The sequence below is a fragment of the Sphingomonas sp. SORGH_AS_0879 genome (genome assembly GCF_030819175.1).
In the GTDB taxonomy this organism is placed as follows: domain Bacteria; phylum Pseudomonadota; class Alphaproteobacteria; order Sphingomonadales; family Sphingomonadaceae; genus Sphingomonas.
In genome coordinates, this window is the sequence record NZ_JAUTBJ010000002.1 from 1,723,428 (window position 1) to 1,749,705 (window position 26,278).

Sequence of the window (26,278 nt, forward strand, 5' to 3'; positions counted from 1 at the left end):
GCCGCCCCTCTCAAATCCGAAATCGGGTATGGCCGAAACGGCTTGGACCGTCTTTGGATCATATCGCGCCGGTAACGAGCCATTAACAAAGGTTTAGTCCATTTTGGGCAATAAGGGCCCATGGGTATCGAATTTTTCCCCGCAAAGCCTGACCAGATTTGGCAGCGGGAGGACATGATGTTTCGGTCGATCGACCGAGCGCATCTACTGGTGGTGTTCGATACCGATGGCGTCATTCAATGGGCCAATGACAATTTCCTTCAGGTCTTTGGTCATACCGCTACCGAATTGGCAGGGCGGCCCCATGCGATGCTGTGTCCCGCCGATATCGCCGCGTCAGCGGACCATGAACAATTCTGGTCCGATCTGCGCCGGGGCCTGACCCATAGCGGGGCCTATCGCCGGATGGGGCGGCAGGGGCGGTCGATCTGGCTGGAGGCACGCTATCTGCCCATCCTGGATGCGGACGGGACCGTCACCCAGGTCCTCAAGATCGCGACCGATATCACCGGGCATTGCCTGACCGATGGGGAGGCGCATAGCAAACTCGCTGCGATCGACCTGTCGCAGGCGGTGGTGGAATTCGATCTGAAGGGCCGTGTGCTGGCCGCGAACGACATCTTCCTGTCGCTGATCGGATACTCGCGCGCGGCGACGATCGGCGTGCATCACAGCCGCTTTTGCAGTGCCGACCATGTCCGCTCGCCCGCCTATGCGCGCTTCTGGGCCGATCTGGCGGCGGGGCGGTTCATCGCCGGGCGGTTCGAGCGGCGGCGCGCCGATGGGACGGCCCTTTGGCTTCAGGCCACCTACACCCCGATCCTCGACGCCGAGGGCGTGCCGTACAAGATCGTGAAGTTCGCGACCGACATGACCGACCGGGTCCGGCTGGAGGCGGAGGCGAGCGAGCGGCTGGATCAGGCCGAGCGGTTTCGCCTGATGGCGGAGGATCGCCAGACCGCGCTGGAGACCATGCTTCGCGACATGGAGGGCCTCGTCGACAGCATCGCCGCCATCGCCGGACAGACCAACATGCTGGCCCTGAACGCGAGCATCGAGGCGGCGAGGGCGGGCCCCGCCGGGCGCGGCTTCGGCATCGTCGCCGCCGAGGTCAAGAAGCTGGCCGAGGATACCCGCAGCGCCACTCAGTCGGTGCGCGAGATGCTGCGCCGTTAACCGCCGGCCTTGGGCGAACGCAGGCGAATCAGCCCTTCCTGCGCGACGCTGGCGACCAGCCGTCCGTCGCTGGTGAAGATGCGGCCCCGGTTGAACCCGCGCGCATGGCCCGCCCAAGGGCTGTCGGTCGTGTAGAGCAGCCATTCGTCCGCCCGGAACGGCTCGTGCAGCCACAGGGCGTGGTCCAGGCTGGCCGTCTGCATATCGTCGATCAGCCAGTGGACCGCGTGCGGCAGGGTGGAGGTGCCGAGCAGCGCGAAATCGCTGGCATAGGCCAGGATCGCGCGGTGCAGCGCGGGATCGTCGCCGACCGGCGCGACGAGGCGGAACCAGATCGACTGGGACGGTGCGCGGGGCTCGGGCTTGAGCAACTGCCGGGGATCGACGGGCCGCAGTTCGATGGGACGGGGACGCGACAGAAAGGCGCGGAGCGGCTCAGGGATTTGGTCGCCCAGCGCGGCCAGCAGCTCCCGTTCGGGCGTCAGCGTATCGGGTGCGGGGACGTCGGGCATGGCGTCCTGATGATGCAGCCCTTCCTCCGGCGTCTGGAACGAGCAGGCCAGGTTGAGGATCGGCTTGCCCTTCTGCATCGCGATCACCCGCCGGGTCGCGAAGCTGCGCCCCTCGAAATCGCGCTCGACGCGGTAGACGATCGGATAGCGTTCGTCGCCCGGCCGCATGAAATAGGCATGGAGCGAATGGGCGGTGCGCGGTGCCTCGGTTGAGCGTTGCGCCGCCTGGAGCGCCTGTGCGATCACCTGTCCGCCGAAGACCCGCCCCTCGCCACCGGGGCGCCGCGCGCCGCGATAGAGGTCGGTGTCGATCTCCTCGACATCCAGCAGCGCGACAAGGCCCTGGGCCATGATTTCGGGGGAAGGGGGCGGTCGATGATCCATGTCGTGGTGATGATTGTACTTGACGTAAACGTCAACCGCTGATCCCTTGTGCGGAAAAGATACTTTCACCGGTGCCTGGGCATCGCTACACAGTCGCGGTCGATCAGATCCGGGAGTTGGCGATGGACGCATTGAACGAAGACGGCGCGTCGGAGCGTGCGGAATTGCACTTTCTGGCGGCCCTGACCGAAGAACTGATGCGTCACCTGATGGAGGCGGGCGTGCTGTCCCGCACGCAGCTCCAGTCCATCGAGAATGCGGTCGCCGAGCGGACCGGCGGCATCCCACGCGCCTGGTAAGGTCGTGCGCGCCGGTGATCGGTACGCTTCATGACACAAACGTCATCCCCGCACGGCGTTAGCGGCTTTCCTGACCGGGGAAAGCCGCTAACGTGATCGCCATGAGTGACGTGCATGACGACGCGACCGCCAAGGCCCCCATGGCCGGCGATTCGATCCTGGGAACCCCGGCGGGCATGGGCTCGCGGGAGGCGATGCGGATCGCGATGCGGCGTGATCGCCTGCTCGCCGGGCTGACGCTGACGGCGGGGGCGGGGTTCACCCTGGCGCTGCCCTTCGCGCTGAAGGAGGGGGCGGAGTTCTTCCTGCCGCTGACCACCGCGCTGGTCATCGCGATCGCGCTGGTCCCCATTCTCGAATGGCTGGAGCGGCGGCGGGTGCCGTCTCCGCTGGCGGCTTTGCTGTGCGTCCTGCTGTTCCTCGTCGTCGCCAATATCGCGCTGGCGGCGATCATCGTGCCCGCGACCGATTTCTTTCGTCTGCTGCCCAGCCGGATCGGGCGAATCCAGGACAATCTGGCGCCGCTTCTCGACCTGTACTCCAACCTCGAACGCTATGTGAACAAGGCGCTGCGGCAGGTCGCCTCGACCCCGATCCGCCAGCCGCAGACGAGCGCGGTGTCGCCGCCCAGCTCGATCCTGGAGCTTGCCGCGACCTCGGCCCCGACGCTGATCGTCCAGTTCCTGTTCGGCGTCCTCGTCGTCTTCTTCGTGCTGTCGGGCTGGACCCGGATGCGGCGCGAGACGATCCGCGGGCGGACCAGCTTCGACGGCGCGATGGCGACCGCGCGGGTGATCCAGGAGGTAGTGGACGACGTGTCCGCCTATCTGGGCACCATCACCATCATCAACCTGGCGCTGGGCGGGGCGGTGGCGGGGGCGCTGTCGCTGTTCGGCATGCCCTATCCGTTGATGTGGGGCGGCATCGTCGCGCTGCTCAACTACATCCCCTATTTCGGGCCGGTGATCGGCGCGCTGCTGCTCGCGGTCGGGGGGCTGATGACGTTCAGCGACATCTGGGTCGCGCTCGCCCCGCCCGCGATCATGTACGGGATGCACCTGATCGAGGCTAACCTCATCACTCCGCTGGTCGTCGGACATCGCCTGACCATCAGCCCGGTCATGATCCTGGTCTCGCTCAGCTTCTGGGGATGGGTGTGGGGGACGCTGGGCGCGCTGCTGGCGGTTCCGCTGCTCATCATCCTGCAAACCGTGCTGAAGGCGGCGGGCAAGCCGGACATTGCGGGCTTCCTGTTCGAGCATGGTACGCTGACCTATCTCGACCGTGACAGCGACCCGGAGGACGTTCCGCAAGAAAGTTCGAAATGAAGCGTTGACAGCTTCGGGGCGCTCGCCTAGTTGGCGCGCCTCGACGCTTTCAGCGGGTGTAGCTCAGTTGGTTAGAGCGCCGGCCTGTCACGCCGGAGGTCGCGGGTTCGAGCCCCGTCACTCGCGCCATTCCCTTCCGGGAATGGCTGAAAACATCGAAATCCCCAAAGGGGCCGATGCCGGATATATGCGGCGTCACATGGCTTTCAAGCGGGTGTAGCTCAGTTGGTTAGAGCGCCGGCCTGTCACGCCGGAGGTCGCGGGTTCGAGCCCCGTCACTCGCGCCATCCTTCGGGATGGCGTTTTCGTTTCCGGGTTACGGGGACGTTCCATTTCTCCCGACATTCCATTCGTCATCCCAGCGAAGGCTGGGATCTCTGGCGACGGGCCACTGCGATCGAGAAAGGCCCCAGCCTGCGCTGGGGCGACGCGATTGGACCTTCGCTCAGGATAAACTCCGGCGCACTGCCAAAGTCGAAGGGAAACCCTAACCCCGTCCCCCCTCCATCCACCGCAACAGCGGCTTCATCGGCGTGATCCACACGATCCCGGCGACCACATAGAAGGCCAGTTGCAAAACCCAGTGCCACCGGCCCACCACGCCCGACAGGCTGGCGACCAGCACCGCCCACAGGATGATGATCGCGACGATCAGCAGCATTCCAGCGGGTTTGCGCCAACTGGGGGTCATGGGACGATCCATTCCGATTCGGTGGCGATGGCGTGGAGCGGTACGTCCCAGTCATCGGGGGCCAGCGCCTCGACCTCCTGCACGCCCCAGGCGAGCCCGACGCGCCAGGCGTCGGGGTGTGCGGCGAAGGCGCGGTCGTAATGGCCCGCTCCCTGGCCCAGCCGGTTGCCGCGCCGGTCGAAGCCGACCAGCGGGGTCAGGATGATGTCGGGCATGCATTCGGGCGCATCCGGGTCCGGCTGGTGAAGCCCGAAAGCACCGACATGCAGATCCTGTCCCTCCACCCATGTCAGGAAGCGGATCGGGCTCGCGCGATCGACGACATGGGGCAGGGCGATCGTCGCGCCCGCATGCAGCGCCGCCTCGACCCATAGCGCCGGATCGGCCTCCGCCCCGATCGGGCGGTAGGCGGCAATGATCTGTCCGGGCAGCAGGCGGTCGAGAAAGGGGCGCGCCACCGGCAGCAGGCCGGGGCCGTGCGCGTCACGCGCCGCCCGCATCCGGGCGCGAAGGGCGCGTTTGTCGGTCATGTCAGAGAAGGGCGGGTGGCGGGACCGCCATGGCCGTTTGCCGTAATATCCACTGACGCCCAATACGTCAGGTGGGGACCATGTGCGTCGGACCAGGGTCCGGGCAGGGACAGCCCCCTTGGATGAAGAATAGCCTCAGGGATTATCGTGGCTCGTACCGGGCAGAACCCGCCACTGACCCATGTAGGGGAGAGGCCCGGCTTACTCAAGGGGCCCGCGTCCTTCGGAATCCAGCGCATCGGCCAATCCCTCCAGCCGCTCGGCGATCCGGGTGAGCGCGGCCTCGCTGACCGCGGCCCCGGCGGGCGGGCGACGCTCCGCCTCTTCCAGCGCGTCGGCCAGCATCAGCGCGACGAACAGCAGCGCGCGTTCGCCATTATGTCCGCCTGACGCGCGCATCGCCGCCGGCCAGCGCTGGTCGAGCATCTGGCCGAGCATTCGGACCCGCGCTTCGCCGCCTTCCTGGCAATAGACGGTATGGGGGCGGTCGCCGATCGTGATCGTGACTTCGGCCATCAGACGGCGCTCCCCCGGCTGATCACTTCGTCCAGCGCGGAAACGGCGTCGGCCATGCGGGCCTTGAGCGCGGCATGGCGTCGCGCGAGCGCGTCTTCCTTGGCCGCGCGGGTGCGGATCGTCTGTTCGATGCGGGCGATCGCGCGGTCGATGCGCTCGACGGAGGAGAGGACATCGTCGGCAATGGGTTCGGGCATGGGATCGGCTTAGCAGGATGGCTTGACGCGGCAACCCGCAATTGGACGATGCGAAGCCTGGGGGCGGTTGACAGCGAACCCATCGGCTCCGAAAGGCGTGGCGCGAACGATGGAATCGCGGGACGTGCCCGCCCTCACCATCCAACCGGGGGCGGTGCCGTCCAGGCAGTGCCCGTATGAGACAGGAGCTTGCTGGCATGACGGTCAAGGTTGCAATCAATGGTTTCGGTCGCATCGGCCGACTGGTCGCGCGCGCCATTCTCGAACGGGGCGGCGACGCGCTGGAACTGGTCGCGATCAACGATCTCGCCGACGCCAAGTCCAACGCCTGGCTGTTCAGCCGCGACAGCGTCCATGGCCGCTATCCGGGTGAGGTGTCGGCGGACGGCAACGACATCGTGATCGACGGAAAGCGCATCCGCGTCACCGCCGAGCGCGACCCCGCCAACCTGCCGCACAAGGAACTGGGCGTCGATCTGGTGCTGGAGTGCACCGGCTTCTTCACCGACAAGGCGTCGTGCGAGAAGCATCTCGCGGCGGGCGCGAAGAAGGTGCTGATCTCGGCGCCGGGCAAGAATGTCGACCTGACCGTCGTGTACGGCGTCAACCATGACAAACTGACCGCCGACCACACCATCGTGTCGAACGCCTCGTGCACCACCAACTGCCTGGCGCCGGTTGCCAAGGTGCTGAACGATGCGATCGGGATCGAGCGCGGCCTGATGACCACGGTCCACGCGTACACCAACGACCAGAAGATCCTCGACCAGATCCACCCCGATCTGCGCCGCGCCCGCGCCGCCGCCATGTCGATGATCCCGACCACCACCGGCGCCGCCCGCGCGGTGGGCGAGGTTCTGCCCGAACTGAAGGGCAAGCTGGACGGCTCGGCCATCCGCGTGCCGGTGCCGGACGTCAGCCTGGTCGACCTGACCTTCACCCCTGCGCGCGACACGACCAAGGAAGAGGTCAACGCCATCCTGAAGGCGGCCGCCGAGAGCGGTCCGCTCAAGGGCGTGCTGGTTTATACCGACGAGCCTTTGGTCTCGATCGACCTGATGCACTCGCCCCAGTCCTCGACCGTCGACAGCCTGGAGACGGCGGTGCTCGACGGCAAGCTGGTGCGCGTCGTGTCCTGGTACGACAATGAATGGGGCTTCTCGAACCGCATGGTCGACACCGCGACCGCGATGGCGAAGTTCCTCTGATGAGCGACGGGCGGGTGATGACCGGGCATCTGGCCGGTATCGCCCGCCATGCCGTGCCGAAGGGGAGGGTGGAGGTGCTGGACACCGCCATCGTCACCCTGGCGGGCGGCGTGGAAGGCGATTGTCGCGGGCGGATCAAGCCCGGCGGGCGGGGCAGGCGTCAGGTGACGCTGATCGAGCGCGCCGACTGGGACGCCGCGCTGGCCGAGATCGACCGCGATATCCCCTGGCAGGAACGCCGCGCGAACCTGCTGGTCGAGGATTTCGACCTTCCCCAAATTCCGGGCACCCGGTTGCGTATCGGGCCCGTCCTTCTGGAAATCACCATGGAATGCGATCCGTGCCACCGCATGGACGCGATCGCCGACGGGTTGCAGGCGGCCCTCCGTCCCGATTGGCGCGGCGGCGTGTGTACCCGCGTGATCGAGGGCGGCACGATCCGCATCGGCGACAACATCAGGATCGAGGAATCATGACCAAGGCATTCAAGACGCTCGACGATATGGGTGACGTGTCCGGCAAGCGCGTGCTGGTCCGCGAGGATCTGAACGTGCCGATGGCCGATGGTCGCGTGACCGACGACACCCGCCTGCGCGCGACGATCGCGACGGTGACCGAACTGGCCGACAGGGGCGCGATCGTGCTGATCCTCGCCCATTTCGGCCGCCCCAAGGGGCAGCGCAATCCCGACTATTCGCTGGCGATGCTCACCCAGCCCTATAGCGACGTGCTGGGCCGCCCGGTCCGCTTCATTGAGGATGTCGCGGGCGAGGCGGCGGAAGCGGCGGTCGCGACGCTGAACCCCGGTGATATCGCGATCCTGGAAAACACCCGCTTCCATGCGGGCGAAGAAAAGAACGATCCAGAACTGGCGGCCTCGATCGCCAAGCTGGGCGACTTCTACGTCAACGACGCCTTTTCGGCGGCGCACCGTGCGCATGTCTCGACCGAAGGGCTGGCGCGACAGCTTCCGGCGTTCGCGGGCCGCGCGATGGAGGCCGAACTCGACGCGCTGGAAAAGGCGCTGGGCCATCCCGAGCATCCGGTCGCGGCGGTGGTCGGCGGGGCCAAGGTCTCGACCAAGCTCGCGGTGCTCAAGCATCTGGTCGGCAAGGTCGATCACCTGATCATCGGCGGCGGCATGGCCAACACCTTCCTCGCCGCGCGCGGGGTCGATGTGGGCAAGTCGCTGTGCGAGCATGACCTGACCGGCACGGCCGAGGAGATTCTCGACGCGGCCGATAAGGCGGGCTGCACCGTGCATCTTCCCTATGACGTGGTGGTCGCCAAGGAGTTCAAGCCCAACCCCGCCACCCGCACCGTCAACGTTCATGAGGTCGCGGCGGACGAGATGATCCTCGACCTCGGCCCCAATGCGGTCGAGGCGCTGGGCGATGTGCTGAAGAATTGCCGGACGCTCGTCTGGAACGGCCCGCTCGGCGCGTTCGAGACGCCGCCCTTCGACATGGCGACCGTCGCGCTCGCCAAGACGGCGGCGGCGCTGACCCAGGATGGCAGCCTCGTCTCGGTCGCGGGCGGCGGCGATACGGTGGCCGCGCTCAACCAGGCGGGCGTGGGGGCGCAGTTCACCTTCGTCTCGACGGCGGGCGGCGCATTCCTGGAATGGATGGAGGGGCAGGACCTGCCCGGCGTCGCCGCACTGACGGCCTGACCTGTCAGTCGCCCCAGCCTTTGCTGGGATGACGTTTGGACTTCAGGACCCCGTCGCCACTGGCGGCGGGGTTTCCTGCAACAGGGGCACCAGCAACCGGTTGAGGTCGTCCAGGTCGAACGCCGCCGCCTTGGCGTAGCGAACCCGCCCGGCGCGATCGATGATATAGTTGGTCGGCACTGCGCCCAGCGTGTCGTAAGGTCCCCGGATCCGCCGCGCCGACGGGATCGCCATCGCCGCGAATAGCGGTTTCATGCGATAGAGCGGCAGCGAATCCTCGGTCGCCACCGCAAAGACCTTCAACCCGTGTCTGGCCTGCGCCCGGTAATATTGGTCGAGCAGCGGCAACTCCGCGCGGCACGGCCCGCACCATGTCGCCCAGAAATTCAGCACGACCACCTGCCCGCGCAGATCGGCCAGGCGGACATGCGTGCCGTCGATCAGCGTCAGGTCGAAATCAGGCGCCATCTCGCCGGCCCTGGGCACCGCCTTGGCCGCGACGCCGGAGGGAAGGACGAGCATCATCGCCGCCAGCCATGCCCAGCCCGTTCGCCGCATCCCCGATCTCCCCGCCAGCATGCCGATGGCGAGCATGGCCGTCGCGGCGGGCCAGCGTCAAGAGTGCTTGATCCGACGTGTCGGACTTGCTACGTTGAACACGTTAAACGAAGGAGTGGTGATGCTCGGCGTCCGTCTCGACACCGAATTGGAGCAGCGGCTGGCCGCCGTCGCGCGCACCCAGGGGCGCAGCAAGAGCGACATCGCGCGCGAAGCGGTGCGGCGTTACGTCGACCTGCACGACGAGGCCTATCGCCGCGAGGCGCGCCGCCAGTCGACCCGCGCGTCGAAGCGCGACACACCGGAGGATTTCGCCTTCTGGAATCAACTGGCCCAGGAAGCGGGCGCGTGAAAATCGCGCATGCCGCCATCGTCCTCGCCACGACGGGGGAGGGGAACGATCACCGCCCGTTCCTGGTTGTCCAGTCCGATCTCTATAACGAGACGCACAACACCATCACGGTCTGTCCGATGACCTCCGTGGTGGGGGGAGAGGCGCTGTTCCGCGTCGCCTTCTCGCCGCGCGAACATACCGGCCTGACGGTGGAGTGCGAGGTGCAGGTGGACAAGATCCTGTCCATCCCGCGCAACGGCATCGTCAAGATCCTCGGCCATGCTTCGCCCACCCGGATGGAGCAGGTCGATCAGGCGCTGCGCCGCTGGTTGATGCTCTGACATTCGTTTCGAACCAAAGACCAATCCGGAGAGACCGCATGACCCCGACCGTGAAGGCCATTCTCGACAAATATGAGGGCACGCCCGCCGCCGTGAAGGCCAATCTGGCGCGCATCCTGATGCAGGGGAAGCTGGGCGGCACCGGCAAGCTGATCATCCTGCCGGTCGACCAGGGTTTCGAACATGGCCCGGCGCGCAGCTTCGCGGTCAACCCGCCCGCCTATGACCCGCATTACCATTTTCAACTGGCGATCGATGCCGGGCTGTCGGCCTATGCCGCGCCGCTGGGGATGCTGGAGGCGGGGGCCGACACCTTTGCCGGGCAGATTCCGACGATCCTGAAGATCAACAGTTCGAACAGTTGGGGCACCTCGATCACCCAGGCGGTGACGGGCAGCGTGCAGGATGCGGTGCGGCTGGGTTGCGCGGCGATCGGCTTCACCATCTATCCGGGGTCTGACGGTATTTTCGACGCGATGGACCAGATCGCGATCCTGTCCGCCGAAGCGCGCGAGGCCGGCCTCGCCACCGTGATCTGGAGTTACCCGCGCGGCGGCAAGCTGACCAAGGACGGCGAACTGGCGCTCGATGTCGGGGCCTATGCCGCGCATATGGCGGCGCTGCTGGGGGCGCACATCATCAAGGTGAAGCTGCCCAGCGACCATATCGAACAGGCCGAGGCGAAGTCCGCCTATGAGGGGACCGACTGGTCCAACCAGGCCGATCGCGTTCGCCATGTCGTCCAGTCGAGCTTCGCGGGCCGCCGCATCGTCGTCTTTTCGGGCGGCGCGGCCAAGGGCGCGGATGCCGTCTTTCAGGATGCGCGCGATATCCGTGACGGTGGCGGCAACGGCTCGATCATCGGCCGCAATACTTTCCAGCGTCCGCGCGACGCGGCGCTGGCGATGCTCGACAAGCTGATCGCGATCTACAAGAACGAGGAATAAGTTCTTGCAGGGCTGGGCGTTTCGGTTGGGGAACCGGGACGCCCAATCCTTCCCGCCGCCGTCACAGGTGACGGGGCGTGCGTCAGGCGCTAGGGAAGGCGGCATGACGCTTGATGACGATCCTCTCGGCCCGCTCGATCCCGAATTCGCCACCGCCTTTGTACGGGACATGCGACGGCCGCCCTGCCAGCTTTACCTGATCTCGCCGCTCGACGTGACCGGCGGTTTCGCGGACCGGCTGGCGCGCGCGCTCGATGCCGGGCCCGTCGCGGCCTTCCAGTACCGCGTGAAGGACATGGACCAGCACGCCGCCGCCAAGCTGGCCGAGCCGCTCCAGCGCATCTGCGTCGACCGTGAGGTGGCGTTCATCGTCAACGACAGCATCAGCCTCGCCAAGCGGCTGGGCGCGGACGGTGTGCATCTGGGCCAGGAGGACGGCGACTCCCGCGAGGCGCGCGACGTGCTGGGCCCGTCGGTCCAGATCGGCGTGACCTGTCACGACAGCCGTCATCTGGCGATGGAGGCCGGGGAGGCGGGGGCGGATTATGTCGCCTTCGGTGCCTTTTATCCGACGACGACCAAGGAGACCAAGCATCGCGCCGAACCCGTGGTGCTGTCCTGGTGGTCGACCCTGTTCGAACTCCCCTGCGTCGCGATTGGCGGGATCACGCCCGACAATGCCGGAACGCTGGTCAAGGCGGGCGCGGACTTCCTGGCGGTGTCGGGCGCGGTGTGGAACGGCGACGAGGCGGCGGCGGTCAAGGCCTTTGCCGAGGTATTGAAGTAGGGCGCTCCGACAGGGGCATGGCGATCACCTCGCCATTCCATCCATTAGGCTGTGCCGCCATTCCAACATGCTCTTCTTTTCCCCCGCTCCTCATAGAGGGGAATAAGGAGCCGCATGAATGTCGATTGGCCCTACGCCCTGCGTGAGCCCGCCGGTATGATCGCCTATCCGTTGCGCATCGGAAACAAGCGTCCTTCGCCTGCGTTCAACAGACAGGCTACGAACGACGCGGAGGAGCGGCGCATGAAAAGACTGGCGATCGCCCTGGGGACGGGGGTAGCCATGGCATTGGTGGCGGTGGCGACGCATCCCACCCCCGCACCCGCCTATCCGATCGAGCCCGGCAGGGGTGCGGCGTCGCCGAGCGGCGTTGGCGCGCCCCCCGCAAGCGCGATCACGCCACCGGGCAAGCACAAAGTGCCGCAGGAATGAGGCGAAGCGGGGGCAGGGGCCCGCTGTCGCGTTTCGGCTGGGTGATGCTGGGCCTGATCGTGGTCGGGGTCGGCGGGTTTCTGTCGATGCTGTCCGTCGGCTCGGGCGATGTCGTGGTGCCCGAAGCACAGGCGCCTGCCTCCGGGGGCGTGACGGGCGGCGCGGCGGCGCTCATCATGCCGATCGCCGACTATCCGGTGGCCTCGCTCCGCCACGACTGGGGCGACCCGCGCGAAGGCGGCGAGCGCCGGCATCGAGGGATCGACCTGATGGCACCGGGCGGCACCCCGGTCGTGGCGGCGCTTCCGGGCACGGTCGAGAAGCTGTTCGACAGCGCGCGGGGCGGCCATACGCTCTATATCCGCTCGCTCGACCGGCGCTGGAGCCTCTATTACGCGCATCTGAAAAGCTATGCGCCAGGCCTGACCGAGGGGCAGCGCGTCGCGCAGGGGCAGGTGGTCGGCTATGTCGGGGATACCGGCAATGCGGGCGCGGGCAACACCCATCTCCATTTCGGGGTCAGTTGGATGCGCGCCGGGGATGACTGGTATCAGGGCGAGCCGGTCGATCCCTATCCGCTGCTTGCCGGAAAGACCGCTTCAAGCTAAAGCAGCGTCCACGGACCGCCGGGCTGCGTCACCGCCCCGGCATCCTTCGCTCTTTCCAGCAGGTTGAAGACCCATGAAGATCAGCGGCGTGGACATTCGTCCCGGCAACATCATCGAGTATGAAGGCGGCATCTGGCGCGCCGTGAAGATTCAGCATACCCAGCCCGGCAAGGGCGGTGCGTATATGCAGGTCGAGATGAAGAACCTCATCGACGGCCGCAAGACGAACGTCCGCTTCCGCTCCGCCGAGACGGTCGAGCGCGTCCGCCTGGACACCAAGGACTTCCAGTTCCTGTTCGCCGAGGGTGACGACCTGACCTTCATGGACAAGGAAACCTATGAGCAGATTACGCTGCCGCGGGACCTGCTGGGCGATGCCGCGGCCTTCCTTCAGGACGGCATGGACGTGGTGATGGAACTGCATGAGGAGCGTCCGATCTCGGTCCAGCTTCCCGACCAGATCGAAGCCACCATCGTCGAGGCCGACGCCGTGGTGAAGGGGCAGACCGCCTCGTCGTCGTACAAGCCCGCCATCCTCGACAATGGCGTGCGCGTGATGGTGCCGCCGCACATCGCCAGCGGCGTGCGCATCGTCGTCGACGTGTACGAACAGACCTACGTCCGCCGCGCGGACTAATCGGTATCGGCGGATGACCGGCGCGACAGACGCGCGACCCAGTCATCCGCCGCCCCGGCCCGTCGTTCGCGGCGGGCCTTTTCATTATAGCGCCGTGGAGATGCAGCGGCGCGATCGAAAGGACGATCATGGCCTCGCACTCCGGGCTTCTCACCATCATGGAACGCGCCGCGCGCAAGGCCGCCCCGCGTCTCCGCCGCGACTTCAACGAGGTTCAGCACCTCCAGGTCAGCCGCAAGGGCCCCGCCGACTTCGTGTCGATGGCGGACAAGCGTGCCGAGGAAACCGTCTTCGAGGAATTGAAGAAGGCGCGCCCCGACTGGAACTTCCTGATGGAAGAGGCTGGCGAGATCAAAGGCGATCCGTCCAAGCCACGCTTCATCATCGATCCGCTCGACGGCACCTCCAACTTCCTGCACGGCATCCCGCACTTCGCCATCTCGATCGCGGTCGAGGAGCAGTTGCCGAGCGGCAAGCGCGAAGTGACCACCGGCCTGATCTACCAGCCGCTGACCGACGAAAGCTTCTGGGCCGAAAAGGGCCGGGGCGCGTGGTTGCAGGACGGTCGTCTGCGCGTGTCGTCGCGCCGCGATCTGTCGGAAGCGCTGATCTCGACCGGCATCCCCTTCCTGGGGCACGGCGATTTCGTCCAGTGGAGTCGCATTTTCGGTGCGATCGCGCCGCAGGTCGCCGGTATCCGCCGCTTCGGCTCGGCCGCGCTCGACCTCGCCTGGGTCGCGGCGGGCCGCTATGACGGTTTCTGGGAGTCCGGCCTGAAGCCCTGGGACGCAGCGGCGGGCATGCTGCTGGTGCGAGAAGCGGGCGGTTTCGTCAGCGACTTCCGGGGCAGCGACAAGTCGCTCGAGCGTGGTGAGTATCTGGCCGCCAACGAGGGGCTGCATTCCAAGCTGCACAAGCTGCTGGCCAACGCGCTGCGCTGAGATTTCGAGGGGATTTGAACGCAATCGCGTGCAGCTATTGCGTTCAAGCCTTTCAAATACCATCTGAAAATCTGTCCGATGGGGTGAATGGCACGGTTCAGTTGCGATTCATTCTCATGCCTCCGCTGACTTGCTCCGGCGGGTTCATCGGCCTAAAGCCATCCGCATCCAGTTCCGCATCTGCGAGAGAAAAACTTGGTCGATCTGTCGCAATATCTGCCGATCCTCCTGTTCCTGGGCGTTGCCCTGGTTCTGTCGACGGCCTTCGTGTTTCTGCCGATGCTGGTCGCGCGCCTGACGGGTGCGCATCAGCCCAACGAGCAGAAGCTGTCCGAATATGAATGCGGCTTCCCCGCGTTCGAAGACCCGCGCAGCCAGTTCGACGTGCGTTTCTACCTCGTCGCGATCCTGTTCATCATCTTCGATCTGGAAGCGGCGTTTCTGTACCCCTGGGCGGTGAGTGTGTTCAGCCTCGGCTGGACCGCCTGGTTTTCGATGATGATCTTCATCGGCGAGCTCGCGCTCGGGCTTGTCTATGCGTGGAAGAAGGGAGCGTTGGATTGGGAGTAAATCTTCACTCCGGTCCGGTCGAGTTCAAGCCGCAGGCCCATGGCGGAGTCGTCCATGACGGCCAGGCCGTCATCCAGCCCGATCAGGGCTTTTTCGACGGACTGAACGGCGAACTGACCGACAAGGGCTTCCTCGTCACCTCGACCGAGGAACTGTTCCAATGGGCGCGCACCGGCTCGCTCTGGTGGATGACCTTCGGTCTGGCGTGCTGCGCGGTGGAGATGATCCACGTCAACATGCCGCGTTACGACATGGAGCGTTTCGGTGCCGCGCCGCGCGCGTCGCCGCGCCAGTCGGACGTGATGATCGTCGCGGGTACGCTGTGCAACAAGATGGCTCCGGCGCTGCGTCGTGTGTACGACCAGATGTCGAACCCGAAATATGTCATCTCGATGGGTAGCTGCGCCAATGGCGGCGGCTATTACCATTACAGCTATTCGGTGGTGCGCGGCTGTGACCGGATCGTGCCCGTGGACATCTATGTCCCCGGCTGTCCGCCGACCGCCGAGGCGTTGCTCTATGGCGTGATGCAGTTGCAGCGGAAGATCCGCCGCGCCGGGAGCATCGAACGGTGAGGGCGCCCGCTCCCCGCTTCGCCTCGAACGACGGCGTGATCGATGCGGCGCGCGCCGCGCTCGGCCCCTGGCTGGTCGATGCGCGCGAGCATGTGGGTGAGGTCGCGCTGATCGTCGATCGTGCGAACCTCGTGCCCGCCATGATCGCGCTGCGCGACACCAAGGGGCTGGAATATCAGCAGCTCATGGAGATCGCCGGCGTCGACTATCCCGAGCGCGACGAGCGTTTCGAGGTGGTCTATTGCCTGCTCTCGCTGACCCGCAACCATCGCCTGCATGTCCATGTCTGCGCCGACGAGGACAAGCCTGTGCCGTCGGTGACGGGCCTGTGGCCGGTCGCGGGCTGGCTGGAGCGTGAGGTCTATGACCTGTACGGCGTGCTGTTCTCGGGCAATAGCGATCTGCGTCGCATCCTGACGGACTATGGCTTCCGTGGCCATCCGCTCCGCAAAGACTTCCCGCTGACCGGCTATACCGAGTTGCGTTACTCGGAAGAGGAAAAGCGCGTCGTCTATGAGCCGGTGAAGCTGGCGCAGGACTTCCGCAATTTCGACTTCCAGAGCCCGTGGGAAGGGGCGGAATACGTCCTTCCCGGCGACGAAAAGGGCTCGCAGCCGGAAGGCAAGGGCGCGCAGACCCCGGCCAGTGCCGATGCGGTGAAGAAGGCCGATGCCGCGCCGGACAAGACCGCGCCGTCGCAGACCGCCGAGACGAAGACCACCGAAAGCCCCAAGCAGACGGGCGCGGGCGAACCGCATCCGGGCAACAAGGCCGAAGGTAAGCCCCAGAACCCGGACGTCGTGCCGGGCAAGGGTGGAGGACAGAATCAGTGAGCGACTATGTCGACGAACTGCTCCACAAGACCGACGCCGTCGACCCGACCACGGGCGACGTGTCGATCCAGAACTATACGATCAACTTCGGCCCGCAGCATCCGGCGGCGCACGGCGTGCTTCGCCTCGTCATGGAGTTGGACGGCGAGATCGTGGAGCGTATCGATCCGCATGTCGGCCTGCTGCATCGCGGCACCGAAAAGCTGATCGAACACAAGACCTATTCGCAGGCGCTGCCCTATTTCGATCGCCTCGATTACTGCTCGCCGATGTGCATGGAGCACAGCTATGTGCTGGCGGTCGAGAAGCTGCTCGATCTGGAAGTGCCGCTGCGTGCGCAATATCTCCGGACGTTCTTTGCGGAACTGACCCGCATTTCGAACCACATGCTCAATCTGGGCAGCCATGTGATGGACGTCGGCGCGATGACGCCGAACCTGTGGATGTTCGAAATCCGCGAAGACTGCATGAACTTCTATGAGCGTGCTTCGGGCGCGCGCATGCACGCGAATTATTTCCGTGTCGGCGGCGTCCATCAGGACGTGCCGCTCAAGCTGCTGACCGATATCGCCGACTGGCTCGACACCCGTCTGCCGCAGCTTTTCGAGGATGCGATCGGGCTGGTTTCGAACAACCGTATCTTCAAGCAGCGCAACGTCGACATTGCGGTGGTCAACCGCGAGGATGCGATCAAATGGGGCTTCTCCGGTCCGATGATCCGCGGCTCGGGCATTCCGTGGGACCTGCGCAAGTCGCAGCCCTATGACGCCTATGACAAGGTGGACTTCGACGTGCCGGTGGGCACCAGCGGCGATTGCTATGACCGGTTCATGGTGCGCGTCGAGGAAGTGCGCCAGTCGGCCCGGATCATGAAGCAGTGCCTGGCGCAGATGCCCGAGGGGCCGGTGCTCAGCCCAGACCGCAAGGTCACGCCGCCCAAGCGCGGTGAGATGAAGCGCTCGATGGAAGCGCTGATCCACCACTTCAAGCTTTATACCGAAGGCTATCACGTCCCCGCCGGCGAGGTATATGTCGCGACCGAAAGCCCGAAGGGCGAATTCGGCGTTTATCTCGTCTCCGACGGATCGAACAAGCCCTATCGGTGCAAGATCCGCCCGACCGCGTTCAGCCACCTCCAGGCCATGGAATTCATGTCCAAGGGGCATATGCTGGCCGACACGACCGCGATCCTGGGCGCGATGGATATCGTGTTCGGGGAGTGCGATCGTTGAGCGCGATCGATTCTCCTGCGCGCATCGCGATCGCACGCCAGATGGTCGCGCATTACAATGCGCAGGACGCCGACGCTTATGTCGCGCTGATGACCGAGGATGCTTGCGAAGCGGGTTATCGCGGGGCCGTGCTGCGCGAGGGACGCGAAGGCGTGCGTTCGGGGCTGAAGGCGATGTTTGCCCAGTTCCCGCGGAACCGCGCCGAAATCGTCGCCGAACAGGCGTTCGGCGAAACCGTGCTGCTGCATGAAAAGGTCGAACGTGCGCCGGGTGGCCGAGGCGTTCGAGGTCATGTCCATCTATTCCTTCGAGAACGACAAGGTGTCGCGCGTGGAGTTCATTCGCTAATGGCCGACGCAGCCATCATTCCCGACGAGGCAGAAGTCCGCGCCCGCTGGGGCAATTTCGCCTGGACGGACGAGAACCAGAAGAAGGCGAACGAGATTCTCGCGCGCTATCCCAAGGGTCGCGAACAATCCTGCTCGATCCCGTTCCTCGACCTGGCCCAGCGCCAGGTCGGTGCCGAGACGCAGACGCAAGGCTGGTTGCCCGTGCCGGTGATCGAGTTCGTGGCGCGCCAACTGGGTGTCGCGTATATGCGCATCTATGAGGTCGCGACCTTCTATACGATGTTCAACCTGGCGCCCGTGGGCCGCTATCATGTGCAGGTGTGCGGCACGACGCCGTGCATGTTGCGCGGGTCGGACGACGTGCTGGCGGCGTGCAAGAACAAGGGGCTGATCAAGGGCAAGACCACGCCCGACGGCCTGTTCACGCTGACCGAGGTCGAGTGCATGGGCAATTGCGCATCGGCCCCGATGGTCCAGATCAACGACGACAATTACGAGGATCTGGATTACGACCGCACGGTCACCATCCTGGAAGCGCTGGCCAAGGGCGAAAGCCCCAAGACCGGCACGCAGGAGCCGGGTCGCCACACGGTCGAGCCGCTGGGCGGTCCGACCACGCTGACCGCCATGGTCGGCGATAATCACGACTATCGCGGGGAGTGGGGCGCATAATGCTCGCTGACAAGGACCGCATTTTCACCAATCTCTACGGCTATCAGCCGTGGAACGTCGACGCGGCGATGAAGCGCGGCGATTGGGACAACACCAAGGCGCTGCTCGAACTGGGCCAGGACAAGATCATCGACGTCATCAAGGCGTCGGGTCTGCGCGGGCGCGGCGGTGCGGGCTTCCCGACCGGCATGAAGTGGAGCTTCATGCCCAAGGAACCGCGCCCCGACCGGCCGAGCTTCCTGGTCATCAACGCCGACGAGTCCGAGCCGGGTTCGTGCAAGGACCGCGAGATCATCCGTCACGATCCGCACAAGCTGATCGAGGGGGCGCTGGTCGCGGGCTTCGCGATGCGCGCGCGGGCGGCCTATATCTACATTCGCGGCGAATATATCCGCGAGGCGGAGACGCTGTTCGCGGCGGTGGCCGAGGCCTATGACCGGGGCTTCCTGGGCAAGAATGCCTGTGGCTCGGGTTATGACTTCGACGTCTTCGTCCATCGCGGCGCGGGCGCATACATCTGCGGCGAAGAAACCGCGATGATCGAGAGCCTGGAGGGCAAAAAGGGCCAGCCGCGCCTGAAGCCGCCTTTCCCGGCGGGGGCGGGGCTTTATGGCTGCCCGACCACGGTCAACAATGTCGAGTCGATCGCGGTCGCCCCGACGATCCTGCGGCGCGGCGCCGAGTGGTTCTCCTCCTTCGGACGCGAGAACAACAAGGGCACCAAGCTCTTCCAGATTTCCGGCCATGTCGATCGCCCCTGCGTGGTCGAGGAAAGCATGTCGATCACGTTCCGCGAACTGATCGAGCGGCATTGCGGCGGCATTCGCGGCGGCTGGGACAATCTGCTCGCGGTGATTCCGGGCGGTTCGTCGGTGCCTCTGGTACCCGCCGCCCAGATCATGGACGCGCCGATGGACTTTGACGGCCTGAAGGCGGTCGGATCGGGCCTTGGCACGGCGGCCGTGATCGTCATGGACAAGTCGACCGACATCGTCCGCGCGATCAGCCGCCTGTCCTACTTCTACAAGCATGAAAGCTGCGGCCAGTGCACCCCGTGCCGTGAAGGCACCGGCTGGATGTGGCGCGTGATGGAGCGGATGCGCACCGGCGATGCCGATGTGGCCGAGATCGATACGCTGTTCCAGGTGACGAAGCAGGTCGAAGGCCACACCATCTGCGCGCTCGGCGACGCGGCGGCCTGGCCGATCCAGGGCCTGATCCGCCATTTCCGCCCGGAGATGGAACGCCGCATTCGCGAACGCAAAGGCGAGACGGGCGGCAACGCCCCGATGATGGAAGCAGCCGAATAATGCCTAAGGTCAAAGTCGACGGCGTCGAGATCGAGGTGCCCCAGGGCGCCACCGTGCTCCAGGCCTGTGAGCTGGCGGGCAAGGAAATCCCGCGCTTCTGCTATCATGAGCGGCTGTCCATCGCGGGCAATTGCCGCATGTGCCTGGTCGAGGTGAAGCCTGGGCCCCCCAAGCCGCAAGCGTCGTGTGCGCTTCCGGCGGCGGAGAATCAGGAAATCTTCACCACCACCCCGATGGTGAAGGCCGCGCGCGAAGGCGTGATGGAATTCCTGCTGATCAACCATCCGCTGGACTGCCCGATCTGCGATCAGGGCGGGGAGTGCGACCTACAGGACCAGTCCATGGCCTATGGCAAGGGCCATAGCCGCTATGACGAGAACAAGCGGGCCGTCACCGAGAAATATATGGGTCCGATCGTCAAGACGGTCATGACTCGTTGCATCCAGTGCACCCGCTGCGTCCGCTTCGCCGAAGAGGTTGCGGGTGTCGAGGAAATCGGCGCGATCTATCGCGGCGAGAATATGCAGATCACCTCCTATCTCGAGCAGGCGGTGTCGAGCGAGCTGTCGGGCAATGTCGTCGACCTGTGCCCGGTGGGCGCGCTGACCTCCAAGCCCTATGCGTTCGAGGCGCGTCCCTGGGAGTTGAAGAAGACGCTCGCCATCGACGTGATGGACGCGGTCGGCACCAACATCCGCCTCGACAGCCGGGGTCGTCAGGTGCTGCGCTGCGTGCCGCGCATCAACGACGAGGTGAACGAGGAGTGGGCGAGCGACAAGACGCGTCACGCGATCGACGGCCTGGTCCGTCGTCGTCTCGACCGTCCGTTCATCCGCCGCGACGGCAAGCTGGTGCCCGCCACCTGGGACGAGGCGTTCGCCGCGATCCGTGACGTGAATGCCGGTGCCAGCGTCGCCGCAATTGCCGGTGATCTGGTCGATTGCGAGACGATGTTCGCCGCCAAGGCGCTGCTCGCCAAGATGGGTTCGAGCCTGCTCGAGGGCCGTCAGACCGGCATGGATTACGACACGTCGAGCCTGGCCGCGGTCAACTTCAACACGACCATCGCGGGCGTCGAGAAGGCCGACGCGATCCTGCTGATCGGCACCAATCTGCGCTGGGAAGCGCCGCTGGTGAACACTCGTATCCGCAAGGCGATCAAGAAGGGCGCCAAGGTCTTCGCGATCGGCCCCGAAACCGACCTGACCTACAAGGTCGAGTGGCTGGGCGCCGACCTGTCGGTGCTGGGCAACCTGCCCGAGGCGGTGACCGAGTGGTTCGGCAAGGCCGCGCGTCCGATGGTGATCGTCGGTGGCGGTGCGCTGAAGGGTGCGCATGGCGCGAGCCTGAAGCTGGTCGACCAGTTCAATCTGGTGCGGACGCTGGAGGACGGTTCGGCGTGGAACGGCTATAATGTCGTTCACATGGCGGCTTCGCGCATGGGTGGGCTGATGCTCGGCTATGCGCAGAAGGGCGGCATTGCGGACGTGGTTGCGGCCGCGCCGAAGCTGGCCTTCTTCCTGGGTGCGGACGAGGTTGATTTCGCCAAGTTCGGCAGCAGCTTCAAGGTGTTCGTCGGCCATCATGGCGACAAGGGTGCGCATCACGCCGATGTCATCCTGCCGGGCGCGACCTATGCCGAGAAGTCGGGAACCTGGGTCAATCTGGAAGGCCGGGTGCAGCGCGGCGACCGTGCGGTGTTCGCGCCGGGCGATGCGCGCGACGACTGGACGATCTTCCGCGCGCTGTCCGAAGTGCTGGGCCAGACCCTGCCTTTCGACACGCTGGAGGCTCTGCGCGCCGCGATGGCCGCGGAGGTTCCCGCGCTGGGCCAGGTCGGTCTCGTCACCTTCGACTGGGCCGCGCTGTCGCTGAACGCGACCGCGTCGGGCACGATCGAGGGCTATCCGATCAAGGACTTCTACCTCACCAACGCGATTTGCCGCGCCAGCCCGACGATGCAGCGCTGCTCGGCCGAACTGGTCCATGGTGAGAGCTATGCGGAGGCAGCGGAGTGACCGCGTTTTTCAACACGACGCTCGGCCTTCCCTATGGCTGGGCCTGGACGATCGCGACCTTGGTCGGGATTCTGGCGATCGCGCTGCCGCTGATGCTGGCGGTCGCGATGGTCATCTATGTCGACCGCAAGATCTGGGCGGCGATGGCGCTGCGCCGTGGTCCGAACGTGGTCGGTCCCTTCGGTCTGCTCCAGTCCTTCGCCGACGGTCTGAAGGTCTTCCTTCAGGAAACCATCGTTCCGGCCGCCGCCAATCGCGGGCTGTTCCTGCTGGCGCCGATCATCACCTTCACGGTCGCGCTGATCGTCTGGGCGGTGGTGCCGTTCCAGCCGGGCGTGGTCGTCGCCAACATCAATGTCGGCCTGCTCTATGTCCTCGCCGCCTCGTCGCTGGGCGTATATGGCGTGATCCTGTCGGGTTGGGCGTCGAACTCCAAATATCCCTTCTACTCGGCGCTTCGTGCGGCCGCGCAGATGGTGTCCTATGAAGTGGCGATCGGCTTCATCCTGATTTCGGTCGTGTTGTGGTCGGGCAGCTTCAACCTGACGAATATTGTCGAGGCGCAGAAGGGTGTGTTGAACACCCCGATCAACGGCTTCTTCCTGAACCCGCTGCTCTTCCCGATGGCGGTGATGTTCTTCATCTCGGCGCTGGCCGAGACGCAGCGTGCGCCGTTCGACCTGACCGAAGCGGAGTCGGAGTTGGTCGCGGGCTACCAGACCGAATACAGCTCGATGTCGTTCGCGCTGTTCTGGCTGGGTGAGTACGCCAACGTCATCCTGATGTGCGCGCTGAACGCGATCCTGTTCTGGGGTGGCTATTTGCCGCCGTTCGACTGGGCGCCGCTCTATGTCGTGCCGGGTATCGTCTGGCTGCTCATTAAGATGTGCGTGTTTTTCTTCATCTTCTCGTGGGTGAAGGCGACGGTACCGCGCTATCGGTACGACCAGCTGATGCGGCTGGGCTGGAAGGTGTTCCTGCCGGTGTCGCTGTTCTGGGTATTCTTGGTGTCTGGCGTGCTGATGTATGCGCGCGTGGGAGTTCCAGCATGAGCGTCGCTCAGTACGTCAAGGCTTTTACGCTGTGGGAGTTCGTGAAGGGCCATGCGCTGACCCTTCGCTACTTCTTCAAGCCGAAGGCGACGATCAACTATCCGTTCGAGAAGAACCCCATCTCTCCGCGTTTCCGGGGTGAGCACGCGCTGCGTCGCTATCCCAATGGCGAGGAGCGGTGCATCGCGTGCAAGCTGTGCGAGGCGATCTGCCCCGCCCAGGCGATCACGATCGAGGCGGAGCCTCGCGACGACGGCAGCCGCCGCACGACGCGCTACGACATCGACATGACCAAGTGCATCTATTGCGGGCTGTGCCAGGAGGCTTGCCCCGTGGACGCCATCGTCGAGGGTCCGAACTTCGAATTTTCGACCGAGACCCGCGAAGAGCTGATCTACGACAAGTCGAAGTTGCTCGATAACGGTGACCGCTGGGAAAGCGCGATCGCGGCGAACCTTGCCGCCGATGCGCCGTACCGTTAAAGCCCGCGACCATCGGTTCGGGGCGGACAGAAAAGGGGCCTGACAGGCAGTGATACAGGCTATCGCCTTCTATATTTTCGCGACCGTGGTGATCGTGTCCGCAGGGCTCACGATCGCGTCGCGCAATCCGGTGCACTCGGTCATGTGGCTGATCCTGGCGTTCTTCAACGCCGCGGGCCTCATGGTGCTGTGCGGGGCCGAGTTCATCGCGATGCTGCTCGTCATCGTCTATGTGGGCGCGGTCGCGGTCTTGTTCCTCTTCGTCGTCATGATGCTCGATATCGAGGTCGCGGCGATGCGGGCGGGCTTTGCGCGCTACCTGCCGCTGGGTCTGGCGCTCGCCGTCGCCCTGCTGGCCGAGATCATCATCGCGTTCCAGGCGTGGAGCGTCGGCGGCGTGCAATTGGCCGCGCGTGCCGCGCCCATCGCGCCGGAGGTGTCCAACATTCAGGCGATCGGCAACCTGCTCTACACGCGCTACCTGTTCATCTTCGAGGGGGCGGGCTTGGTCCTGCTCGTCGCGATGATCGGCGCGATCGTGCTGACACATCGCAAGCGCGGTGGTGTCCGTCCGCAGAACATCGCCAAGCAGAATGCGCGTCAGCCGCATGAGGCGACCCGCAATATCAATCAGCCCATCGGGCAGGGGGTGGAGCTGTGACGATCGGTCTCGTCCATTATCTGGTCGTCGCGGCGATCCTGTTCACCATGGGGGTGCTGGGTATCTTCCTCAACCGGAAGAACCTGATCGTCATCCTCATGGCGATCGAACTCATCCTGCTCGCCGTGAACCTGAACCTCGTCGCCTTCTCGGCCGCGCTTCAGGATCTGGTGGGGCAGGTCTTCGCCATGTTCGTGCTGACCGTGGCCGCCGGTGAATCGGCGATCGGTCTGGCGATCCTGGTCATCTATTTCCGTGGCCGCGGCACCATCGCGGTCGACGACGTCAACCGGATGAAGGGGTAATCGGGTTGATCCTCGCTATCGTCTTCCTGCCGTTGCTGGCCGCCGCCATTGCGGGGTTCGGCAACAAGGCCATCGGGAACGTGCCCGCCAAGGTCGTCACGACCGGCGCGCTGTTCATTTCCTGTGCGCTGTCCTGGCCGATCTTCATCGGCTATCTGAGCGGTGCCGATGTCGCGACCGTCACGCCGGTGCTCCACTGGATCACCAGCGGCGACATGTCGGTCGACTGGTCGCTGCGCGTGGACTCGCTGACCGCGATCATGCTGGTGGTCATCACCAGCGTCTCGGCGCTGGTCCATCTCTATAGCTGGGGCTATATGAGCGAGGAGCCGGATCAGCCGCGCTTCTTCGCCTATCTCTGCCTCTTCACCTTCGCGATGCTGATGCTCGTGACGGCGGACAATCTGGTCCAGATGTTCTTCGGCTGGGAAGGCGTGGGTCTCGCGTCCTATCTTCTGATCGGCTTCTGGTTCCGCAAGCCGTCGGCCAATGCGGCCGCGATCAAGGCGTTCGTCGTCAACCGCGTCGGCGATCTAGGCTTCATGCTGGGCATCTTCGGAACCTTCCTGGTGTTCGGCACCGTCTCGATCCCCGCGATCTTGGCCGCCGCACCCGGCATGGCGGGCTCGACCATCGGTTTCCTCGGATACCGGTTCGACACGATGACCGTGCTCTGCCTGCTGCTGTTCGTCGGTGCGATGGGCAAGTCGGCGCAGCTCGGCCTCCACACCTGGCTGCCGGACGCGATGGAAGGCCCGACCCCGGTGTCGGCGCTGATCCACGCGGCGACCATGGTGACGGCGGGCGTGTTCATGGTGTGCCGCCTGTCGCCGATGTTCGAAACCTCGCCGACCGCGCTCGGTGTCATCACCGTGATCGGCGCCTGCACCTGCTTCTTCGCGGCGACCGTCGGCACGGTGCAGACCGACATCAAGCGGGTCATCGCCTATTCGACCTGTTCGCAGCTCGGCTATATGTTCTTTGCCGCAGGCGTCGGCGCGTATGGCGCGGCGATGTTCCACCTGTTCACCCACGCCTTCTTCAAGGCGCTGCTGTTCCTGGGTGCGGGCTCGGTAATCCATGCGATGCACCATGAACAGGACATGCGCTATTATGGCGGCCTGCGTCGTCACATCCCGGTGACCTTCTGGGCGATGATGATGGGCACGCTGGCGATCACCGGCGTCGGTATCCCGGCTCTGTTCGGCAATCCGATGGCGTTCGGTTTCGCGGGCTTCCACTCAAAGGACGCGATCATCGAAGTCGCCTATGCGGGTGGTTCGGGCTTCGCCTTCTGGGCGGGCGTTATCGCGGCGCTGCTGACCAGCTTCTATTCGTGGCGTCTGATGTTCCTGACCTTCTGGGGCAAGCCGCGCTGGACCGGGTCGGAGCATATCCAGCACGCGATCCATGACGCGCATGGTCACGGCCATGACGATCATGCGCACGGCCACGCTCATGATGCGCATCACAATGACGCGCATTCGGAGGATGCCGGTCACGAGCCGCATACGCACGACGCGGGTCACACCGACGTGCCGGAAGGCACCGGCGGCTATCATCCGCATGAGAGCCCGCTGGTCATGCTGATCCCGCTGATCGTCCTGTCGATCGGTGCGATCGCGGCGGGCTTCGTCTTCCATGGCTGGTTCATCGAGCCGGAAGCGGGCGAGAGCTATTGGAAGGGTGCGATCGCCTTCAACGAGCATCTGATGCACTCGATGCATGGCGTGCCGGTGTGGGTGAAGCTGTCGGCGACGGTGGTGATGCTGCTCGGTCTGCTGACCGCGTATCTGACCTATATCCGTGCACCGGAGTTCCCGGCCAAGTTCGCGGACCAGTTCCGCATCCTGTACCGCTTCCTCCTCCACAAATGGTATTTCGACGAGATCTACCATTTCCTCTTCGTGCGCCCCGCCTTCGCGATCGGCCGGTTCCTGTGGCACCGTGGCGACGAGAAGACGATCGACCGCTTCGGCCCCAATGGTGTTGCCTGGCTTATCCAGCAGGGCAGCAGGGGCGCGGCGCGCTTCCAGACGGGATACCTTTACAGCTATGCCTTCGTCATGTTGATCGGCCTGACTGCGGCCGTCACCTGGGCCATTTTGGGTTGATCGCGT

32 protein-coding genes, 2 tRNA genes and 1 pseudogene are annotated in these 26,278 nt (G+C 65.1%); 29 read left to right on the top strand and 6 right to left on the bottom strand.

The genetic code is table 11. The features are described 5' to 3' along the window. Positions 1-174: 174 nt before the first annotated feature. Positions 175-1,176 carry a PAS domain-containing methyl-accepting chemotaxis protein gene (locus tag QE379_RS08885; RefSeq protein ID WP_306999746.1) on the top strand — a complete coding sequence of 334 codons (1,002 nt, stop codon included), beginning with the start codon at positions 175-177 and terminating at the stop codon, positions 1,174-1,176. Here QE379_RS08885 and QE379_RS08890 read toward each other — a convergent pair. Beyond that, complete coding sequence (locus QE379_RS08890; RefSeq protein ID WP_306999747.1) at positions 1,173-2,039, bottom strand: acyl-CoA thioesterase II; 867 nt, start codon at positions 2,037-2,039, stop codon at positions 1,173-1,175. The two genes, QE379_RS08885 and QE379_RS08890, sit on opposite strands and share 4 nt — an antisense overlap. A gap of 155 nt (positions 2,040-2,194) precedes the next feature. On the opposite strand from QE379_RS08890, the gene QE379_RS08895 reads away from it, so the two are divergent. The 4 genes from QE379_RS08895 to QE379_RS08910 all read left to right on the top strand — a co-directional run bounded on the left by QE379_RS08895 (position 2,195) and on the right by QE379_RS08910 (position 3,986). Further along, a complete protein-coding gene (locus tag QE379_RS08895) occupies positions 2,195-2,371 on the top strand; it encodes a hypothetical protein (RefSeq protein WP_267433662.1) in 177 nt (58 codons plus the stop codon). Between the two features lie 140 nt (positions 2,372-2,511). Then, positions 2,512-3,699: an AI-2E family transporter gene (locus QE379_RS08900; RefSeq protein ID WP_373461854.1), complete on the top strand. Its 1,188-nt coding sequence runs from the start codon at positions 2,512-2,514 to the stop codon at positions 3,697-3,699. Positions 3,700-3,751: 52 nt separating this feature from the next. Then, a tRNA-Asp gene (locus tag QE379_RS08905) sits at positions 3,752-3,828 on the top strand. Positions 3,829-3,909: 81 nt separating this feature from the next. Further along, positions 3,910-3,986 (top strand) — tRNA-Asp (locus QE379_RS08910). A gap of 200 nt (positions 3,987-4,186) precedes the next feature. Here QE379_RS08910 and QE379_RS08915 read toward each other — a convergent pair. The 4 genes from QE379_RS08915 to QE379_RS08930 form a co-directional block, all read right to left on the bottom strand. Beyond that, positions 4,187-4,390, bottom strand: a complete 204-nt coding sequence (locus tag QE379_RS08915; RefSeq protein ID WP_306999748.1) for a DUF2842 domain-containing protein — start codon at positions 4,388-4,390, stop codon at positions 4,187-4,189. Beyond that, positions 4,387-4,920 carry a 5-formyltetrahydrofolate cyclo-ligase gene (locus tag QE379_RS08920; protein ID WP_306999749.1) on the bottom strand — a complete coding sequence of 178 codons (534 nt, stop codon included), beginning with the start codon at positions 4,918-4,920 and terminating at the stop codon, positions 4,387-4,389. The genes QE379_RS08915 and QE379_RS08920 overlap by 4 nt, the downstream gene beginning before the upstream one ends. A 201-nt stretch (positions 4,921-5,121) precedes the next feature. After that, positions 5,122-5,436, bottom strand: coding sequence for a cell division protein ZapA (locus QE379_RS08925; RefSeq protein ID WP_267433659.1), 315 nt, complete (start codon positions 5,434-5,436; stop codon positions 5,122-5,124). Further along, complete coding sequence (locus tag QE379_RS08930; RefSeq protein ID WP_267433658.1) at positions 5,436-5,633, bottom strand: hypothetical protein; 198 nt, start codon at positions 5,631-5,633, stop codon at positions 5,436-5,438. The genes QE379_RS08925 and QE379_RS08930 overlap by 1 nt, the downstream gene beginning before the upstream one ends. A 197-nt stretch (positions 5,634-5,830) precedes the next feature. On the opposite strand from QE379_RS08930, the gene gap reads away from it, so the two are divergent. The 3 genes from gap to pgk are packed head-to-tail and all read left to right on the top strand — an operon-like array spanning position 5,831 to position 8,513. Next, positions 5,831-6,841 (top strand): type I glyceraldehyde-3-phosphate dehydrogenase, encoded by a 1,011-nt coding sequence (gene gap, locus QE379_RS08935; protein ID WP_306999750.1) that lies wholly within the window; start codon positions 5,831-5,833, stop codon positions 6,839-6,841. After that, on the top strand, positions 6,841-7,317 hold the full coding sequence (locus QE379_RS08940) for an MOSC domain-containing protein (protein ID WP_306999751.1): 477 nt from the start codon (positions 6,841-6,843) through the stop codon (positions 7,315-7,317). The genes gap and QE379_RS08940 overlap by 1 nt, the downstream gene beginning before the upstream one ends. Further along, positions 7,314-8,513, top strand: a complete 1,200-nt coding sequence (gene pgk, locus QE379_RS08945) for a phosphoglycerate kinase (RefSeq protein ID WP_306999752.1) — start codon at positions 7,314-7,316, stop codon at positions 8,511-8,513. Before QE379_RS08940 ends, pgk begins: the two co-directional genes overlap by 4 nt. 42 nt (positions 8,514-8,555) lie before the next feature. On the opposite strand, the gene QE379_RS08950 is transcribed toward pgk, so the two are convergent. Beyond that, positions 8,556-9,071, bottom strand: coding sequence for a TlpA family protein disulfide reductase (locus QE379_RS08950; protein WP_373461855.1), 516 nt, complete (start codon positions 9,069-9,071; stop codon positions 8,556-8,558). 121 nt (positions 9,072-9,192) lie between these two features. On the opposite strand from QE379_RS08950, the gene QE379_RS08955 reads away from it, so the two are divergent. The 21 genes and pseudogenes from QE379_RS08955 to nuoL all read left to right on the top strand — a co-directional run bounded on the left by QE379_RS08955 (position 9,193) and on the right by nuoL (position 26,272). Further along, positions 9,193-9,423 (top strand): ribbon-helix-helix protein, CopG family, encoded by a 231-nt coding sequence (locus QE379_RS08955; protein ID WP_306999753.1) that lies wholly within the window; start codon positions 9,193-9,195, stop codon positions 9,421-9,423. Then, positions 9,420-9,746, top strand: coding sequence for a type II toxin-antitoxin system PemK/MazF family toxin (locus QE379_RS08960; RefSeq protein WP_306999754.1), 327 nt, complete (start codon positions 9,420-9,422; stop codon positions 9,744-9,746). The genes QE379_RS08955 and QE379_RS08960 overlap by 4 nt, the downstream gene beginning before the upstream one ends. Before the next feature lie 38 nt (positions 9,747-9,784). Next, on the top strand, positions 9,785-10,693 hold the full coding sequence (locus QE379_RS08965) for a class I fructose-bisphosphate aldolase (protein ID WP_306999755.1): 909 nt from the start codon (positions 9,785-9,787) through the stop codon (positions 10,691-10,693). Positions 10,694-10,796: 103 nt separating this feature from the next. After that, positions 10,797-11,480 carry a thiamine phosphate synthase gene (thiE, locus tag QE379_RS08970; protein WP_306999756.1) on the top strand — a complete coding sequence of 228 codons (684 nt, stop codon included), beginning with the start codon at positions 10,797-10,799 and terminating at the stop codon, positions 11,478-11,480. A 114-nt stretch (positions 11,481-11,594) separates the two neighbouring features. Beyond that, positions 11,595-11,912 (top strand): hypothetical protein, encoded by a 318-nt coding sequence (locus tag QE379_RS08975; protein ID WP_306999757.1) that lies wholly within the window; start codon positions 11,595-11,597, stop codon positions 11,910-11,912. Next, a complete protein-coding gene (locus QE379_RS08980) occupies positions 11,909-12,520 on the top strand; it encodes a M23 family metallopeptidase (RefSeq protein ID WP_306999758.1) in 612 nt (203 codons plus the stop codon). The genes QE379_RS08975 and QE379_RS08980 overlap by 4 nt, the downstream gene beginning before the upstream one ends. Positions 12,521-12,593: 73 nt before the next feature. Continuing rightward, a complete protein-coding gene (gene efp / locus QE379_RS08985; RefSeq protein WP_267433648.1) occupies positions 12,594-13,157 on the top strand; it encodes an elongation factor P in 564 nt (187 codons plus the stop codon). A 128-nt stretch (positions 13,158-13,285) separates the two neighbouring features. Then, the gene (locus tag QE379_RS08990; protein ID WP_306999759.1) at positions 13,286-14,098 is read left to right on the top strand and encodes an inositol monophosphatase family protein; all 813 of its coding nucleotides are present in this window, start codon (positions 13,286-13,288) and stop codon (positions 14,096-14,098) included. A gap of 195 nt (positions 14,099-14,293) precedes the next feature. Further along, positions 14,294-14,668, top strand: a complete 375-nt coding sequence (gene ndhC / locus QE379_RS08995) for an NADH-quinone oxidoreductase subunit A (protein WP_306999760.1) — start codon at positions 14,294-14,296, stop codon at positions 14,666-14,668. Then, on the top strand, positions 14,659-15,243 hold the full coding sequence (locus QE379_RS09000; RefSeq protein ID WP_373461756.1) for an NADH-quinone oxidoreductase subunit B family protein: 585 nt from the start codon (positions 14,659-14,661) through the stop codon (positions 15,241-15,243). Before ndhC ends, QE379_RS09000 begins: the two co-directional genes overlap by 10 nt. After that, positions 15,240-16,076 carry an NADH-quinone oxidoreductase subunit C gene (locus tag QE379_RS09005; RefSeq protein WP_306999761.1) on the top strand — a complete coding sequence of 279 codons (837 nt, stop codon included), beginning with the start codon at positions 15,240-15,242 and terminating at the stop codon, positions 16,074-16,076. Before QE379_RS09000 ends, QE379_RS09005 begins: the two co-directional genes overlap by 4 nt. Then, entirely contained in the window at positions 16,073-17,308 is a 1,236-nt protein-coding gene (locus QE379_RS09010; RefSeq protein ID WP_306999763.1) for an NADH-quinone oxidoreductase subunit D, read from the top strand. The genes QE379_RS09005 and QE379_RS09010 overlap by 4 nt, the downstream gene beginning before the upstream one ends. 41 nt (positions 17,309-17,349) lie before the next feature. Beyond that, positions 17,350-17,656: pseudogene (locus QE379_RS09015) on the top strand (nuclear transport factor 2 family protein). Next, positions 17,656-18,330 carry an NAD(P)H-dependent oxidoreductase subunit E gene (locus tag QE379_RS09020; protein WP_306999764.1) on the top strand — a complete coding sequence of 225 codons (675 nt, stop codon included), beginning with the start codon at positions 17,656-17,658 and terminating at the stop codon, positions 18,328-18,330. Before QE379_RS09015 ends, QE379_RS09020 begins: the two are co-directional and overlap by 1 nt. Next, positions 18,330-19,640, top strand: a complete 1,311-nt coding sequence (gene nuoF, locus QE379_RS09025; protein ID WP_306999765.1) for an NADH-quinone oxidoreductase subunit NuoF — start codon at positions 18,330-18,332, stop codon at positions 19,638-19,640. The genes QE379_RS09020 and nuoF overlap by 1 nt, the downstream gene beginning before the upstream one ends. Continuing rightward, positions 19,640-21,658: an NADH-quinone oxidoreductase subunit NuoG gene (gene nuoG, locus QE379_RS09030; protein ID WP_306999766.1), complete on the top strand. Its 2,019-nt coding sequence runs from the start codon at positions 19,640-19,642 to the stop codon at positions 21,656-21,658. The genes nuoF and nuoG overlap by 1 nt, the downstream gene beginning before the upstream one ends. After that, complete coding sequence (nuoH, locus tag QE379_RS09035) at positions 21,655-22,710, top strand: NADH-quinone oxidoreductase subunit NuoH (RefSeq protein WP_306999767.1); 1,056 nt, start codon at positions 21,655-21,657, stop codon at positions 22,708-22,710. The genes nuoG and nuoH overlap by 4 nt, the downstream gene beginning before the upstream one ends. Then, entirely contained in the window at positions 22,707-23,192 is a 486-nt protein-coding gene (nuoI, locus tag QE379_RS09040) for an NADH-quinone oxidoreductase subunit NuoI (RefSeq protein WP_042483186.1), read from the top strand. Before nuoH ends, nuoI begins: the two co-directional genes overlap by 4 nt. Positions 23,193-23,241: 49 nt before the next feature. Further along, entirely contained in the window at positions 23,242-23,853 is a 612-nt protein-coding gene (locus tag QE379_RS09045; RefSeq protein ID WP_306999768.1) for an NADH-quinone oxidoreductase subunit J, read from the top strand. After that, a complete protein-coding gene (gene nuoK / locus QE379_RS09050; RefSeq protein WP_007404079.1) occupies positions 23,850-24,158 on the top strand; it encodes an NADH-quinone oxidoreductase subunit NuoK in 309 nt (102 codons plus the stop codon). Before QE379_RS09045 ends, nuoK begins: the two co-directional genes overlap by 4 nt. Continuing rightward, complete coding sequence (gene nuoL / locus QE379_RS09055; RefSeq protein WP_307003152.1) at positions 24,158-26,272, top strand: NADH-quinone oxidoreductase subunit L; 2,115 nt, start codon at positions 24,158-24,160, stop codon at positions 26,270-26,272. Before nuoK ends, nuoL begins: the two co-directional genes overlap by 1 nt. Positions 26,273-26,278 lie beyond the last annotated feature (6 nt).